Below are 14,656 nucleotides of genomic sequence, written 5' to 3' on the forward strand. Positions count from 1 at the left end.
TTATGCTGGGGGCCTTTTTGCGTTTATCGTCGACCTGTCTGTCGCATCGTCACCGGGTTCAGGGGGGACATTGAACTACTATCCGCCGCAGCCGAACTACGCGCCGCATTACCCACCGGCTCCGCCGAGCGGGAACGGTAACCGGGTGGTGCTCATCATCGTCTTCAGCCTCCTCGGGGTGGGAGTCCTCGTCGCCGCCGCGCTCTTCGTCTACGTCAAGAAGGTGACCAGCGACGACAATCCGTTCTCGTTGAACACCCAGGAGCTCGTGCAGCCTCAGATCGGGGAGTGCACCGCGGAGCGGGAGACGATCGTCGACTGGTCGGCGGTCGTCGCCGACTGCTCGAATCCGGCGGCGACGATGCGGATCGTGTCCAGCGAGATCGTGACGGGCCGTGACATCGAGGTCGAGTGCTCGAATCCGGACAAGCTGGTGATCACCGACGGGCGGGTCGACGGTGAGTACACCGTTGCGCACTCGTGTGCGGCGCCCAATCTGGTCGTCGGCAATTGCTATTCGGATGGGATCGGTGGATACACCTATGTTCCGGTGTGTTCGGGGACGGATGCCAGGCTGGATCGGGTGCTGACCGGGGTGACCGATGTGGGGGTGTGCGAGCCGGAGACGGACGACATCGCTGTCGAGATGCGGTACATCCTCGTGCGCAGCATGCATTTCATCGACCGGCACGTGGGGAGTACCTACTGCTTCGCGCCGGTGTCGTGAGCACTCGGCCGGGCTTTCGGTGACGTCGGGGTGAGGCGGTAGTGTGCTGGGGTGCGCCTCGTCATTGCTCGTTGCCAGGTCGACTATGTCGGCCGACTGACCGCTCACCTTCCGATGGCTCGCCGGCTGCTGATGATCAAGGCCGACGGGTCGGTGCTGGTTCACTCCGATGGTGGCTCGTACAAGCCGCTGAACTGGATGAGCCCGCCGTGCTGGCTGGAGGAGCGCGATATCGCCACGCTGGTGCCCGCGGAGCTGCCCGACGGCGTGACGGCGCTGCGGGAGGGCAAGACGGCGCTGCCGGTGAACATCAAGGCGCTGTGGGTGGTGACCAACAAGGCCGGTGAGGAACTGCGGATCACCATCGAGGAGATCGAGCACGATTCCTCGCACGAGCTCGGTGTGGACCCGGGTCTGGTGAAGGACGGCGTCGAGGCCCATCTGCAGGAGCTGCTGGCCGAACACGTGACGAAGCTCGGCGAGGGGTACACCCTGGTGCGGCGTGAGTACATGACCGCGATCGGCCCGGTGGACCTGCTGTGCCGGGACGCCGACGGCGCCACGGTGGCGGTGGAGATCAAGCGCCGCGGCGAGATCGACGGCGTCGAACAGCTCACCCGGTACCTGGAACTGCTCAATCGCGACCCGCTGCTGGCGCCGGTGGCGGGCGTGTTCGCGGCCCAGCAGATCAAGCCGCAGGCGCGCACACTGGCCGAGGACCGGGGAATCCGTTGCCTGACGCTCGATTACGACGAGCTGCGCGGCACGGAGAGCAACGTTTTCCGGTTGTTCTGAGGCTCACCACCATGCCGCGACGCAAGCCCCGCAATGATCGCCGTAGCGCCCCGGCGCCGATCGGCGACGTCTACGGCCGCACCGAGGAGGGGCCGGGCGACGAAACCTACATCGTGCGAACGGTTCCCGGCGCGCGAGCGGTGAAGACCTATCGCTGCCCGGGCTGTGATCACGAGATCGCGCCCGGGGTGGCCCATATCGTGGCCTGGGCGGCCGACGGCGGCGAGGACGACCGCAGGCACTGGCATCAGGGCTGCTGGAACGGGCGCCGCACGCGCGGCATCACCCGGCGCTGGTCCTGAACCCGTAGACAACGTAAACCGAAGGCCGCCTCGAAGATTCGAGGCGGCCTTCGGTGTTGGACGATATGTCGTCGCAGGTCCGGCGTCAGTTGCTGACGTCGGCGCTCTCGCGGTCCTCGTCGACGATGTCCTCGTCGGCGTCGGCGACCTCGGGGATGGCCTTGGCCTGGCGGCCGCCGGAGACCGACTTGTTGTTGCCGTTGTTGTTGCCGATCGACTTGCGCTCGGGGGCGCCGTCGAGCAGCTCGCTCTCCCGGTTGACCGCCGCGAGCATGGCGGGCACCGAGTCGAGCTGACCGCGGATACCGAGCAGCTGGGCCAGGACCCGGCCGCGCAGCACGCGCATCTCCTCGGCCAGTTCCTTCGCGTGCGCGATCTTGCGCTCGGAGGTCTGGGTGGCGGAGCTGATGAGACGGTTGGCCTCGTCGGTCGCGTCCTTGATCCGCTGGGCGGCCTCGGCGCGGCTGGTGGCCTCGAGCTCCTCCATGGCACGGGTCAGCTTGGTGCGCCGATCGTTCATGGTGGCCTCGAAGTCCTGCTGGGTGGCCTTGCGCTTGGCGTCGGCCTCCTTGCCCAGACGTTCGACATCGGCCTGGGCGGCTTCGATGATCTTGGCGGAATCGGTGCGCGCGTTGGCGAGGGTCTGCTCGTATTCGATCTCGAGCGCCTCGCGCTTCTCCTTGGTCTCCGCGAGCAGCGACTCGTACTTGCCACGCATCTCGGTGGCCTGCTGCTCGGCGATCGACACCATCTCGGCGGCCTCGGCCTGGGCCAGGGCGCGCACCTCGGACGCCTCGTCCGAGGCCAGGCGCAGCATGCGCGAGATGCGGTCGGACATGCCTTCGGCGGTGGTCGGCGGCACGGACAGCCGGTCGACCTCCTTGCGGAGCTCGTCGATCTCGTCCCGCGCGTCTTCCAGCTGGCTGGCGAGATTCCGGGCCTGCGCGGCGGCAGCATCCCGGTCGGTGGCGGTGACGCGAAGCTCCGCGTCGAAGCGGTCGAAGTAGTTGCGCACCTCGTCTTGCGCATAACCCTTGCGCACAACAGTGAAGGGCAGCGCAACGAAGCGATTGCGATCGGACTCAGGTGACGACATGGCACACAAAATACAGCCTCGAGCGACCGTGTGGAGACTCGACCGTGATTGTGATCTCGCCGAGATTTACCGACCGTATCTCCGTACTAGTGCGTAACATTGGGGTTCGGCTCGACGAGCTCCACCAGCACACCCCCAGCATCCTTCGGATGGATGAAGTTGATGCGGGAATCGGCGGTGCCGTGGCGGGGTGCGTCGTACAGCAAACGGAGTCCGCGCTCGCGCAGGAAGCCCGAAACCGCCTCGATGTCGGTGACCCGGTAGGCCAGCTGCTGCAGGCCCGGACCGCTGCGCTCGATGAACTTGGCGATGGTCGACTCGGGGGTCAGCGGGGCCAGCAACTGCAGGGCGGTCGCGCGGTCGGCCGCGGCCGGGCACGAGAGCATCGCCTCGACGACGCCCTGGGCCTCGTTCACCTCGCGGTGGGTCTCGACCATGCCGAGATTGTCGGTGTACCAGGCCACGGCGGCGTCGAGGTCGGGCACGGCGATGCCCACGTGGTCGACGGCGATGACGTAGTCGGCGGGGATGAAGTTCGTGTTGGTCACCCCACGAAGTTAGCGCCTGAACCGGCACAGACGCGAAGCGTTCCTCAGCCCTGCGCACGGCCGGAGCGCAGGCGGAGGTACGCCTACCTGCTGGTGGGGTGTTGGCGCGGACAAGTTACCGTTGAGTGCAACCCTTGATGCGTGCCGCTTTTCCGGATGTGCATCACGGCGAGGTTCGACTCTATGAATGCGAGGCTTTCGTGACGACTTCTGTCATCGTGTCCGGTGCGCGTACCCCGGTCGGCAGGCTCCTGGGCGGTCTGAAGGACTTCAAGGCCTCGGATCTGGCCGGTGTGGCCATCAAGGCGGCGCTGGAGAAGGGCGGCGTGGCCCCCGAACAGGTCGACTACGTCATCCTCGGTCAGGTGCTGCAGGCCGGTGCCGGGCAGCTGCCCGCGCGTCAGGCCGCCATCGCCGGTGGCATTCCGATGGACGTGCCCTCGCTGCTGATCAACAAGGTCTGCCTGTCGGGCATCAACGCGATCGCGCTGGCCGACCAGCTGATCCGCGCGGGTGAGCACGAGATCATCGTGGCCGGTGGCATGGAGTCGATGAGCCAGACCCCGCACCTGCTGCCCAAGAGCCGTGAGGGCCACAAGTACGGCGACACCACCCTGGTCGACCACATGGCCTACGACGGTCTGCACGACGTGATCACCGACCAGGCGATGGGTCTGCTGACCGAGGATCGCAACGACCTGGACAAGGTGAGCCGCGAGGAGCAGGACGCGCTGGCCGCGGCCTCGCACCAGCGCGCCGCCGCCGCGTGGAAGAACGGGCTGTTCGCCGACGAGGTCGTGCCGGTGGCCGTGCCGCAGCGCAAGGGCGACCCGGTCTACGTCACCGAGGACGAGGGCATCCGCGCCGACACCACCGTCGAGTCGCTGGGCAAGCTGCGCCCGGCCTTCCGCAAGGACGGCACCGTCACCGCAGGGACCGCCTCGCAGATCTCCGACGGCGCGGCCGCGGTCATCGTGATGAGCAAGGCCAAGGCCGAGGAGCTGGGGCTGGAGTGGATCGCCGAGATCGGCGCCGCCGGTCAGGTCGCCGGTCCGGATTCGACCCTGCAGGATCAGCCCGCCAACGCCATCCTGGCCGCCTGCGCCAAGGAAGGCATCACCCCGGCCGAGCTGGATCTGATCGAGATCAACGAGGCCTTCGCGGCCGTGGGCGTCGCCTCGACCAAGAAGCTGGGCTACGACCCGGAGAAGGTGAACGTCAACGGTGGCGCCATCTCCATCGGTCACCCGCTGGGCATGTCCGGCGCGCGCATCCTGCTGCACCTGGCACTGGAATTGAAGCGCCGGGGTGGTGGCGTTGGTGCCGCCGCACTCTGTGGTGGTGGCGGTCAGGGTGACGCGCTGATCATTCGGGTGCCGTAGGGCTGGTTGTTTACCGTCCTGGGACGGTATACGGGCTGTGTTTATTGGAGCGCTGGCGCGCTCGAGTCGCGGCCCCTAGGGGCCGCCGGTCAGGCACCGTTGCTTGCTCCTTCGTCGCGTACGCAACGGCGCCTGACCGGCGACCCGGCCGCGACCGGCCGACTTCGTCGGCCGCCGCTCCTCGAGGTCGCGGGTGCGGGGCTGGGAGTGCGGTCATGGCGGACTTGGGGGGTTGCCGGGTGGCTGGGTGTGGTGTGACCGGTCCAACTACGTGGTGTCGTAGTGGGTCCGGCACAATGGGGCCATGGGTTTCTTCGATCTGCGGTCCACCGCCAGTCGTTTCCGGTTCTTCGCGGTGCTCGAGGCGCTGTCCTGGATCGGTCTGCTGACCGGTATGGCGTTCAAGTACCTGCCCGCCGAGGGCAACGAGATCGGCGTGAAGATCTTCGGGCCGGTGCACGGCGCGATCTTCGTGCTGTTCGTGATCACCGCGCTGCTGGCCGCGCGTGAGCTGAGGTGGTCGGTGACCACCACGCTGCTGGCGCTGGCGTCGAGCATTCCGCCGCTGTTCACCGTGCTCTTCGAGGTCTGGGCGGTGCGCACCGGCCAGCTCGGCGAGCTGAGCACGGAGGCGAGCAAGACCTCGCCGAGCGCTTCGTGACAAACTGGAAACCGTGACTCGACCCGCTGCCCGTCGTCCTTCGCCCGCCGTCGCCGCCGCTATGTCCGGCGCGGTGGATCTGTCCGCGCTGAAGCAGCCCCCCGCCGCGTCCGGCGGAGGGGCCGCCGCCCCGGGGAACCACACGGTCACCGAGGCGGATTTCGAGCCCAAGGTGATCCGCCGCTCGATGCAGGTGCCCGTGGTTGTCGTGCTGTTCTCGCAGCGCAGCCCGGGCAGCGTCGAGCTGGTGCGCACGCTGGAACGGTTCCACGCCGACGACCGCGGCGCCTGGGATCTGGCCGCTGTCGAAGCCGAACCCAATATGAACATCGTCCAGGCGCTGCGCGTGCAGGGCATCCCGACGGTGATCGCGGTGGCGGGCGGGCAGCCGCTGGCCGACTTCGAGGGAGCCCAGCCGGAGGCGCAGGTGCGCCAGTGGCTCGACGCGGTGCTCGACGCGACCGCGGGCAAGCTCGAGGGTGACGGCACCGCGCCGGAGCCCGAGGTCGAGGACCCGCGCTTCGTCGCCGCCGAGGACAAGCTGGCCGAGGGCGACATCGCCGGTGCCGAGGCGGCCTACGAGGCCATCATCGCCGAGGAGCCGGGCAACGAGGAGGCCAAGGCGGCGCTGCGTCAGCTGCGCTTCCTGACCAGGGCCCAGCAGGTCGACCCGGCCGTGGTCGCCACCGCCGACGCCGACCCCGCGAACCTGGACGCCGCGCTCGACGCCGCCGACGTGGAACTGCTCGAGCAGCGTCCCGAGGCGGCCTTCGACCGGATCATCGCCGTCGTCAAGCGCACCGCGGGCGACGACCGCACCAGGGCCCGCACTCGGCTGCTGGAACTGTTCGAGCTGTTCGACCAGGCCGAACCGTTCGTCGCCGCGGCCCGGCGCAAGCTGGCCGCCGCGCTGTACTGACACCGACACCGTTTTCGGGCCCGTCTCGGCTGAACCGCCGGGGCGGGCCCGCCGTATCTCCTCACAGACCCCGCGGCGACCGGGCCGCGCGCTGACCCGAGGAGTACCCCATGACGTCACTCGATCAGGCGGCCGAGGTCGATCCGGCCGCCGTGGAAGCCTTCGCCGGACGGATGGTCGAGGTGCTCGACCACGCCAGTACCGCCCTGATGATCAGCATGGGCCACCAGGTCGGTCTGTTCGACACCATGGCCGCCCGGCCCGGCGCGACCAGTGAGCAGCTCGCCGCCGCGGCGGGGCTGAACGAGCGGTACGTGCGCGAATGGTTGGGCGCGATCACGACGGCGGGCATCGTCATCTACGACCCGGCCGCGGCCACCTACACGCTGCCCGCGGCGCATGCCGCCGCGCTCACCCGGGCCGCCGGTCCGGACAATCTGGCCAGGGTCATGCAGTTCATCGCCCAGCTCGGTGAGGTGGAGCCCAAGATCGTCGAGCGGTTCCGCACCGGGGGCGGGCTGTCCTACGAGGACTACGGGCGGTTCCACGCGCTGATGGCCGAGGAGAGCGCCGAGGTGTTCGACGCCGCGCTGCTCGAGGTGATCCTGCCGATGGCGCCGGGGCTGCCGGATCGGCTGCGCGCCGGGATCGATGTCGCCGATATCGCCTGTGGCAGTGGACATGCCGTGAATCTGATGGCGCGGGCGTTCCCGGCCAGCGGGTTCACCGGCTACGACTTCTCCGCCGACGCGGTGGCGGTGGGCCGGGCCGAGGCGGCGGAGCTGGGACTGGCCAACGCGCGGTTCGTGGAGCAGGACGTCGCGGAGTGGGACGCACCCGAATCCTGTGATCTGATCACGATTTTCGACGCCGTCCACGATCAGGCGCATCCGGCGCGGGTGCTGGCCAATATGGCGCGGGCGCTGCGGCCGGGCGGGGTGTTGCTGATGGTCGACATCCACGCGTCGAGCAGGCTGGAGAAGAACCTGGACCTGCCGCTCGGCCCGTTCCTGTACACGGTGTCGACGATGCACTGCATGTCGGTGTCGCTGGGACAGGGTGGCGACGGTCTCGGCACGGTGTGGGGCGAGGAGCTGGCGCTGTCGATGCTGGCCGACGCGGGCTTCGCCGACGTGCGGACCGCCCATGTCGACGGCGACCCGCTCAACACCTACTACGTGGCGCACAAGGCCTGAGCTCAGCGCTCGGCGGCCAGCCAGACCGCGCTGTTGGCGGCCAGGGTGACCGTCGCCGAGGCAGGACGACCGTGCCAGGGCCTGTCCTCGGCGACCACCCCGCCGAGATTCCCGAGACCGGAACCACCGTAATCCTGGGCGTCGGTATTGAGGACCTCGAGCCAGGAACCGGTGTGCGGCAGGCCGATCCGGTAGTCCTCGCGGGTGACGCCGGAGAAGTTGAACACGCAGGCCACCGCGCTGCCGTCGGAACCCCAGCGCAGGAAGGCGAAGACGGAGGCGGCGCTGTCGTCGGCCTCGATCCAGGAGTGGCCGCCGGGGGTGGTGTCCTGGCTCCACAGCGCCGGATGCGCGAGGTAGGTGCGGTTGAGATCGCCGACCATGGTCGAGATGCCCTGGTGCAGCGGGTTTTCCAGCTCGTGCCAGTCGAGGCCGCGGTCGTTGTCCCATTCCCGGAACTGGCCGAACTCCTGGCCCATGAACAGCAGTTGCTTGCCGGGATGGGCCCACATGTAGGCGAGCAGGGCGCGCACGCCGCTCGCCTTGGCGAAATCGTCGCCGGGCATGCGGGTCCACAGGGTGCCCTTGCCGTGCACGACCTCGTCGTGGCTGATCGGGAGCAGGTAGTTCTCGCTCCAGGCGTAGACGAGGGAGAAGGTCATCTCGTTGTGGTGCCAGGAGCGGTGGATCGGGTCGCGGGCCAGGTAGCCGAGGGTGTCGTGCATCCAGCCCATGTTCCACTTCATGGTGAAACCCAGACCGCCGACATCGGTGCCGCGGGTGACGCCGGGCCAGGTGGTGGACTCCTCGGCGACGGTGACGACGCCGGGGTACGCGCGGTGCACGGTGTCGTTGAGTTCCTGCAGGAAGGTGACGGCCTCGAGGTTTTCCCGGCCGCCGTAGATATTGGGTTCCCAGCCGCCCTCGGGGCGCGAGTAGTCCAGGTAGAGCATGGACGCGACGGCGTCCACGCGCAGGCCGTCGAGGTGGAACTGCTCGATCCAGAACGCCGCGTTGGCGACCAGGAAGTTGCGTACCTCGTTGCGGCCGAAGTCGAAAACGTAGGTGCCCCAGTCGAGTTGCTCGCCGCGGCGGGGGTCGGGGTGCTCGTAGAGCGGGGTGCCGTCGAAGCGGGCCAGCGCCCATTCGTCGCGCGGGAAGTGCGCGGGCACCCAGTCCAGCAGCACGCCGATGCCCGCGTTGTGCAGGTGGTCGACGAACCAGCGGAAATCGTCGGGGCTGCCGAAACGGGAGGTGGGGGCGTAGTAGGAGGTGACCTGATAGCCCCAGGACCCACCGAACGGGTGCTCGGCGACGGGCAGCAGTTCGACGTGGGTGAAGCCGGTGGTGCGCACGTAGTCGGCGAGCTGTTCGGCGAGTTCGCGGTAGGTGAGGCCGGGGCGCCAGGAGCCCAGGTGTACCTCGTAGACGCTCAGCGGCGAGCGGGTGGCGTCGGTGCGGGCACGGCGGTCGAGCCACGCGCTGTCGGTCCAGACGTGGTCGGCGCGGGTGACGACCGAGGCGGTGGCGGGCGGCACCTCGGTGGCGAAGGCGAGCGGGTCGGCGTGGTCGACGACCCGGCCGTCGGCGCCGTGCACCCGGTACTTGTAGCGGGTGCCGGGTTCGACACCCGGCACGAACACCTCCCACACGCCCGAGGTGCCCAGCGCGCGCATCGGTGCCGAGGTGCCGCTCCAGTGGTCGAAATCGCCGAAGACGGTGACGCCGCGGGCATTCGGGGCCCAGACGGCGAAGGAGGTGCCCGTCACCTCGCCGTCGAGGGTGCTGTACCGGCGCGGATGCGCGCCGAGCACCTCCCAGAGGCGGGTGTGGCGGCCCTCGCCGATCAGGTGCAGGTCGAATTCGCCGACAGTGGGCAGGAAGCGGTAGCCGTCGGCGCCGAGCACGGTCGGGCCGCCGGGGTAGTCGGTGCGGACGCGGTAGTCGTCGATCTCCGGATAGGGCAGTACCGCGGCGAAGACGCCGTGCCCCAGCGACTTCAGCGGATGTTCGGCCGTGCCGACCAGCACTGTCACGGTGTCGGCGTGCGGGCGCAGCACGCGGACCGCGGTGCCGTCGGGGGTGGGGTGCGCGCCGAGCACGGTGTGCGGGTCGGTGTGCGTGCCCGCCGCCAGCAGCATCAGGTCGCGGCGCTGCATCAGAAGCTCCGGCGATAGGCCAGGGGTGCGCGGGCGGCGGCGGGGACGGCGGGCAGGGCCAGGATGTGCGCGGCCGCGCGGGTGGGGTCGAGCTGCACGAAATTGCGCTGGCCCCAGTGGTATTCCTCACCGGTGACCTCGTCGAACACCACCGGGTGGTCGTGCCATTCGCGGCCGATGGCGGGCAGGTCGAGGGAGATGTGGCCGTATTCGGTGGCGTACGGGTTGAGGTTGACGATCACCAGGACCGCGTCGCCGGTGGCCGGGTCGAGCTTGGAGTAGGCCAGCAGGGCGTCGTTGTCGACGGGATGGAAGTGGATGCAGCGCAACTGTTGCAGCGCGGGGTGGTTGCGGCGGATCTCGTTGAGGCGGGTCAGCCACGGTTCCAGGGACTCGCCGCGGGCCAGCGCACCGGCGAAATCGCGCGGGCGCAGTTCGTACTTCTCCGAGCCGAGGTACTCCTCGCTGCCGGGGCGCACGGCCTCGTGCTCGAACAGCTCGAAACCGGAGTACACACCCCAGGTGGGGCCCAGGGTCGCGGCGAGCACGGCGCGGATGGCGAACATGCCGGGGCCGCCGTGCTGGAGGCTCTCGTGCAGGATGTCGGGGGTGTTCACGAACAGGTTGGGGCGGGCCTCGTCGGCCTTGGCGGCCAGTTCGAGGCCGAACTCGGTGAGCTCCCACTTGTGCACGCGCCAGGTGAAATACGTGTAGGACTGGCTGAAGCCGCGCCGGGCCAGGCCGTAGAGGCGGGCCGGGCGGGTGAACGCCTCGGACAGGAAGAGCACGTCCGGGTCGGTGCGGCGCACCTGCGCGAGCAGCCACTCCCAGAAGTCGGCGGGCTTGGTGTGCGGGTTGTCGACGCGGAAGATGGTGACGCCCAGCGAGATCCAGTGCCGCACCACGCGCAGCACCTCGGCGTAGATGCCGTCGGGGTCGTTGTCGAAGTTGACCGGGTAGATGTCCTGGTACTTCTTGGGCGGGTTCTCGGCGAAGGCGATGGTGCCGTCGGGCAGGGTGGTGAACCACTCGGGATGCGCGGTGACCCAGGGGTGGTCGGGGGCGCACTGCAGGGCCAGGTCGAGGGCGACCTCGAGGCCGAGATCGGCGGCGGTGGCGACGAATTCGGCGAAATCGGCTTCGGTGCCCAGCTCCGGGTGCACGGCGTCGTGGCCGCCGTCGGCCGAGCCGATCGCCCACGGCGAGCCGACATCACCGGGCTCGGTGGTGAGCGCGTTGTTGCGGCCCTTGCGGTTGACCTCGCCGACCGGGTGGATCGGCGGCAGATAGACCACATCGAATCCCATGCCCGCGATGCGGGGCAGCTCGCGCGCGGCGGTGGCGAAGGTGCCGTGCACGGGACGGCCCTCGGCGTCGCGGCCGCCGGTGGAGCGGGGGAAGAACTCGTACCAGGAGCCCACCAGCGCGCGGCGGCGTTCCACCAGCACGGTGTGCTGGGTGCCGCGGGTGACCATCTCGCGCAGCGGGGTCGCGCGCAGGATCTCGCCGACCTCCGCGCTGAACGCGGGCGCCACCCGGGCGGGCAGCTGGTCGTCGCCGCGCAGCGCGGCCGCGGCGGCACGCAGGCGCTCGAACTGCTTCTTCGGCACCGCCTGGGCCGCGCGCTCGAACAGCACCGCGCCGAGCTCGAGATCGTTGGCGAGGTCGGCGGCGCTCTGCCCGACGCCGAGCTTGGCCTCCACCGCGGAGCGCCAGGTGGCGATCGGGTCGCTCCAGCCCTCGACCCGGAAGGTCCACAGGCCGGGGGTGGTAGGGGTGAACACGGCATTGAAGACATCGGGTTCGTATTCGGGGGCCATCCGGATCCGGGTGATCCGCGAGGAGCCCGGTGCCCGCACCGCCAGGGTCGCGGCGACGGCGTCGTGGCCCTCGCGCCAGACCACGGCCCGCACCGGGAAGACCTCCCCGACGACGGCCTTGGCCGGTCGGCCGCCGGGGATCGACGGTGCGATGTCATCGATGGCAATCCGGCCGCTCACCTCGTCAACGTACTGTATTTTTCGGCGCGCTGGCGCGCGCGTGTCCGCGGCCCCTGGGGGGCCGCCGGTCAGCCACCGTTTCTTGCTCCTTCGTCGCCTACGAAACGGCGGCTGACCGGCGACCCGGCCGCGGACCGGCCACTTCGTGGCCGCCGCTCCTCTGGGTCGCGGGTGCGGGGCTGGGGGTGCGGTCATCGCTGTGTGTTCGGCCTCGGTGGGCGGCATCGGATAATCTTCCGCTGGTGAAGGCACTTCGTCGGTTCACTGTCCGTGCCCATCTGCCGGAGCGGCTCGCCGCGCTGGGTGAGTTGTCGACGAACCTGCGCTGGTCGTGGCACGGCCCGACGCAGGATCTGTTCGCCGAACTCGATCCGGAGCTGTGGCGTGTCGTCGGGCAGGACCCGGTCCGCATGCTGGGTGAGGTGCCCGCCGGGCGGCTCGACGAACTCGCGGCCGACCCCGGCTACACCGCCCGCGTCGACGCCCAGGAGCGCGGGCTGGCCGACTACCTGGCCCGGCCGCGCTGGTTCCAGGAGCAGAGTGGCACCGCGGTGGCGGGGATCGCGTATTTCTCGATGGAGTTCGGTGTCACCGAGGTGCTGCCCAACTACTCGGGTGGGCTGGGGATTCTGGCCGGTGACCATCTCAAGGCGGCCTCGGATCTGGGGTTGCCGCTGATCGGGGTCGGGCTGCTGTACCGCTCGGGCTATTTCCGGCAGTCGCTGTCGGCCGACGGCTGGCAGCGCGAGCACTACCCGGCACTGGACCCGCAGGGCCTGCCGCTCAAGCTGCTGACCAGCGACGGGTCGCCGGTGCTGATCCACGTGGGCATGCCGGAGGGCCGGGTGCTGCGCGCTCGGGTCTGGATCGCGCAGGTGGGCCGGATCCCGCTGCTGCTGCTGGACTCCGATATCGCCGACAATGATCCGGAGCTGCGCGCGGTCACCGACCGGCTCTACGGCGGCGACCAGGACCACCGGATCAAGCAGGAGATCCTGGCCGGGATCGGCGGGGTGCGCGCGGTGCGGGCCTACACCCGGGCGCACGGGCTGCCCGATCCGGATGTGTTCCACATGAACGAGGGGCACGCGGGCTTCCTCGGGGTCGAGCGGATCCGCGAATTCGTCGCGGGTGGACTGGATTTCGACACCGCGCTGGCGGCGGTGCGCGCGGGCACGGTGTTCACCACGCACACCCCGGTGCCCGCGGGGATCGACCGGTTCCCGATGCCGTTGGTGCGCCGCTACTTCGGTGGCGCGCACGGCGAGCCCGAGTCGGCGCTGCTGCCGGGGCTCTCGGTCGACCGGATCCTGGCCTTCGGGCGCGAGGCCGATCCGTCGGTGTTCAACATGGCCCACATGGGCCTGCGGCTGGCCCAGCGCGCCAATGGCGTCTCGCGGCTGCACGGGGAGGTCAGCCGGGAGATGTTCGCCGGGCTGTGGCCCGGATTCGACGCCGCCGAGGTACCGATCGGCTCGATCACCAACGGCGTGCACGCGCCGACCTGGGCCGCGCGCGAATGGCTGGACAAGGCGCGCGAGCTGGTCGGGCCGGAACTGGTCGAGGAGGCGCGGGGCTGGGAGAAGCTCAGCGATGTGGACCTCGGTCAGCTGTGGTCGACCCGCGATACCCTGCGCGGGGTGCTGATCGCCGAGGTGCGGCGCAGGCTGCGCGAGTCGTGGTCGCAGCGCGGGGCCGCCGAGGCCGAACTGGGCTGGATCGACGACGTCTTCGATCCGGATGTGCTCACCGTCGGCTTCGCCCGCCGCGTGCCCACCTACAAGCGCCTGACCCTGATGCTGCGCGACCCCGAACGGCTGCGCGCGCTGCTGCTCGACCCGGAGCGGCCGGTGCAGCTGGTGGTGGCGGGTAAGAGCCATCCCGCCGACGACGGCGGCAAGGCGCTGATCCAGCAGGTCGTGCGCTTCGCCGACGACCCCGCGGTGCGGCATCGCATCGTCTTCCTGCCCGACTACGACATGTCGATGGCCCGCTACCTGTACTGGGGTTGCGATGTGTGGCTGAACAATCCGCTGCGCCCGCTCGAGGCGTGCGGTACCTCGGGGATGAAGTCCGCGCTCAACGGCGGGCTCAACCTGTCCATCCGGGACGGCTGGTGGGACGAGATGTTCGACGGCGAGAACGGCTGGGCCATCCCCACCGCCGACGGCGTGCGCGACGAGCACCGCCGCGACGATCTCGAGGCCGCCGCCCTCTACGAACTCGTCGAACGCACCGTCGCGCCCCGCTTCTACGACCGCGGCGCCGACGGCGTGCCGGTGCGCTGGACCGAGATGGTGCGCCACACCCTGCAGACCACCAGCCCGAAGGTGCTGGCCTCGCGGATGGTGCGCGACTACGCCGAGCAGTACTACGGCCCGGCCGCCACCGCGTTCGCCGAGGTCGCCGACGACGGCTTCGCCGGGGCCGCGCAACTCGCCGAGTACCGGCGCCGGATGGAAGCGGCCTGGCCCGCGGTGCGGGTGCTACAGGTGGACAGCTCCGGGCTGCCCGACACCCCGGTGATCGGCGCGGAGCTGTGGCTGCACGCGCGGGTGGAGCTGGGCGGGCTCACCGCGGCGGATGTGGAGGTGCAGGCGGTGCTCGGCCGGGTCTCGCCGACCGACGACCTGTCCGACACCGTCACCCTGGAGATGCGCCACACCGGCGCCGACGACGGCGTGCAGCTCTACGACATCAAGTCCCCGGTGCCGCTGTCGGGCGCGGTCGGCTACACCGTGCGCGTGCTGCCGCGTCATCCGCTGCTGGCCTCCGGCGCCGAGCTGGGCGCGGTCGCGGTGGCGGGCGGCTGAGCGTGAGCGGGGACACGGTTGACGGGTTGTTCGGTTCAGTGAACTTTCCGCTACCGTT

General features: G+C 69.8%; 12 protein-coding genes. 8 read left to right on the top strand and 4 right to left on the bottom strand.

Annotated features, from left to right (window positions below; all coding sequences use genetic code 11):
• The 3 genes from WA675_RS25825 to WA675_RS25835 all read left to right on the top strand — a co-directional run.
• Nucleotides 1-727 (top strand): hypothetical protein (locus tag WA675_RS25825; RefSeq protein ID WP_336087846.1); only part of this gene is annotated, 727 nt, incomplete at its 5' end.
• A 51-nt stretch (nucleotides 728-778) separates the two neighbouring features.
• A complete protein-coding gene (nucS, locus tag WA675_RS25830; protein ID WP_336087847.1) occupies nucleotides 779-1,522 on the top strand; it encodes an endonuclease NucS in 744 nt (247 codons plus the stop codon).
• An 11-nt stretch (nucleotides 1,523-1,533) separates the two neighbouring features.
• The gene (locus WA675_RS25835) at nucleotides 1,534-1,824 is read left to right on the top strand and encodes an ATP/GTP-binding protein (protein ID WP_336087849.1); all 291 of its coding nucleotides are present in this window, start codon (nucleotides 1,534-1,536) and stop codon (nucleotides 1,822-1,824) included.
• Between the two features lie 85 nt (nucleotides 1,825-1,909).
• Here WA675_RS25835 and WA675_RS25840 read toward each other — a convergent pair whose 3' ends face one another.
• Both WA675_RS25840 and mce read right to left on the bottom strand, forming a co-directional pair.
• Nucleotides 1,910-2,920 carry a hypothetical protein gene (locus WA675_RS25840; protein ID WP_336087850.1) on the bottom strand — a complete coding sequence of 337 codons (1,011 nt, stop codon included), beginning with the start codon at nucleotides 2,918-2,920 and terminating at the stop codon, nucleotides 1,910-1,912.
• An 86-nt stretch (nucleotides 2,921-3,006) separates the two neighbouring features.
• The gene (mce, locus tag WA675_RS25845; RefSeq protein WP_336087852.1) at nucleotides 3,007-3,468 is read right to left on the bottom strand and encodes a methylmalonyl-CoA epimerase; all 462 of its coding nucleotides are present in this window, start codon (nucleotides 3,466-3,468) and stop codon (nucleotides 3,007-3,009) included.
• A 200-nt stretch (nucleotides 3,469-3,668) separates the two neighbouring features.
• Here mce and WA675_RS25850 point away from each other — a divergent pair, with 200 nt between their 5' ends.
• From WA675_RS25850 to WA675_RS25865, 4 genes are all read left to right on the top strand, one after another.
• Entirely contained in the window at nucleotides 3,669-4,850 is a 1,182-nt protein-coding gene (locus WA675_RS25850; protein WP_336087854.1) for an acetyl-CoA C-acetyltransferase, read from the top strand.
• 304 nt (nucleotides 4,851-5,154) lie between these two features.
• Nucleotides 5,155-5,511, top strand: coding sequence for a DUF3817 domain-containing protein (locus tag WA675_RS25855; RefSeq protein WP_336087855.1), 357 nt, complete (start codon nucleotides 5,155-5,157; stop codon nucleotides 5,509-5,511).
• Between the two features lie 61 nt (nucleotides 5,512-5,572).
• Complete coding sequence (locus WA675_RS25860; RefSeq protein ID WP_336087920.1) at nucleotides 5,573-6,430, top strand: tetratricopeptide repeat protein; 858 nt, start codon at nucleotides 5,573-5,575, stop codon at nucleotides 6,428-6,430.
• Between the two features lie 110 nt (nucleotides 6,431-6,540).
• Nucleotides 6,541-7,626 (top strand): class I SAM-dependent methyltransferase, encoded by a 1,086-nt coding sequence (locus WA675_RS25865; protein WP_336087856.1) that lies wholly within the window; start codon nucleotides 6,541-6,543, stop codon nucleotides 7,624-7,626.
• A 2-nt stretch (nucleotides 7,627-7,628) separates the two neighbouring features.
• Here WA675_RS25865 and glgB read toward each other — a convergent pair whose 3' ends face one another.
• Entirely contained in the window at nucleotides 7,629-9,785 is a 2,157-nt protein-coding gene (gene glgB, locus WA675_RS25870; RefSeq protein WP_336087858.1) for a 1,4-alpha-glucan branching protein GlgB, read from the bottom strand.
• Nucleotides 9,785-11,785, bottom strand: a complete 2,001-nt coding sequence (locus WA675_RS25875; protein ID WP_336087859.1) for an alpha-1,4-glucan--maltose-1-phosphate maltosyltransferase — start codon at nucleotides 11,783-11,785, stop codon at nucleotides 9,785-9,787. The genes glgB and WA675_RS25875 overlap by 1 nt, the downstream gene beginning before the upstream one ends.
• A gap of 242 nt (nucleotides 11,786-12,027) precedes the next feature.
• Between WA675_RS25875 and glgP the strand changes: the two genes are divergently transcribed.
• Nucleotides 12,028-14,598 (top strand): alpha-glucan family phosphorylase, encoded by a 2,571-nt coding sequence (gene glgP, locus WA675_RS25880; protein WP_336087860.1) that lies wholly within the window; start codon nucleotides 12,028-12,030, stop codon nucleotides 14,596-14,598.
• Nucleotides 14,599-14,656 lie beyond the last annotated feature (58 nt).

Source organism: Nocardia sp. SSK8 (assembly GCF_037034205.1).
Classification (GTDB): domain Bacteria; phylum Actinomycetota; class Actinomycetes; order Mycobacteriales; family Mycobacteriaceae; genus Nocardia.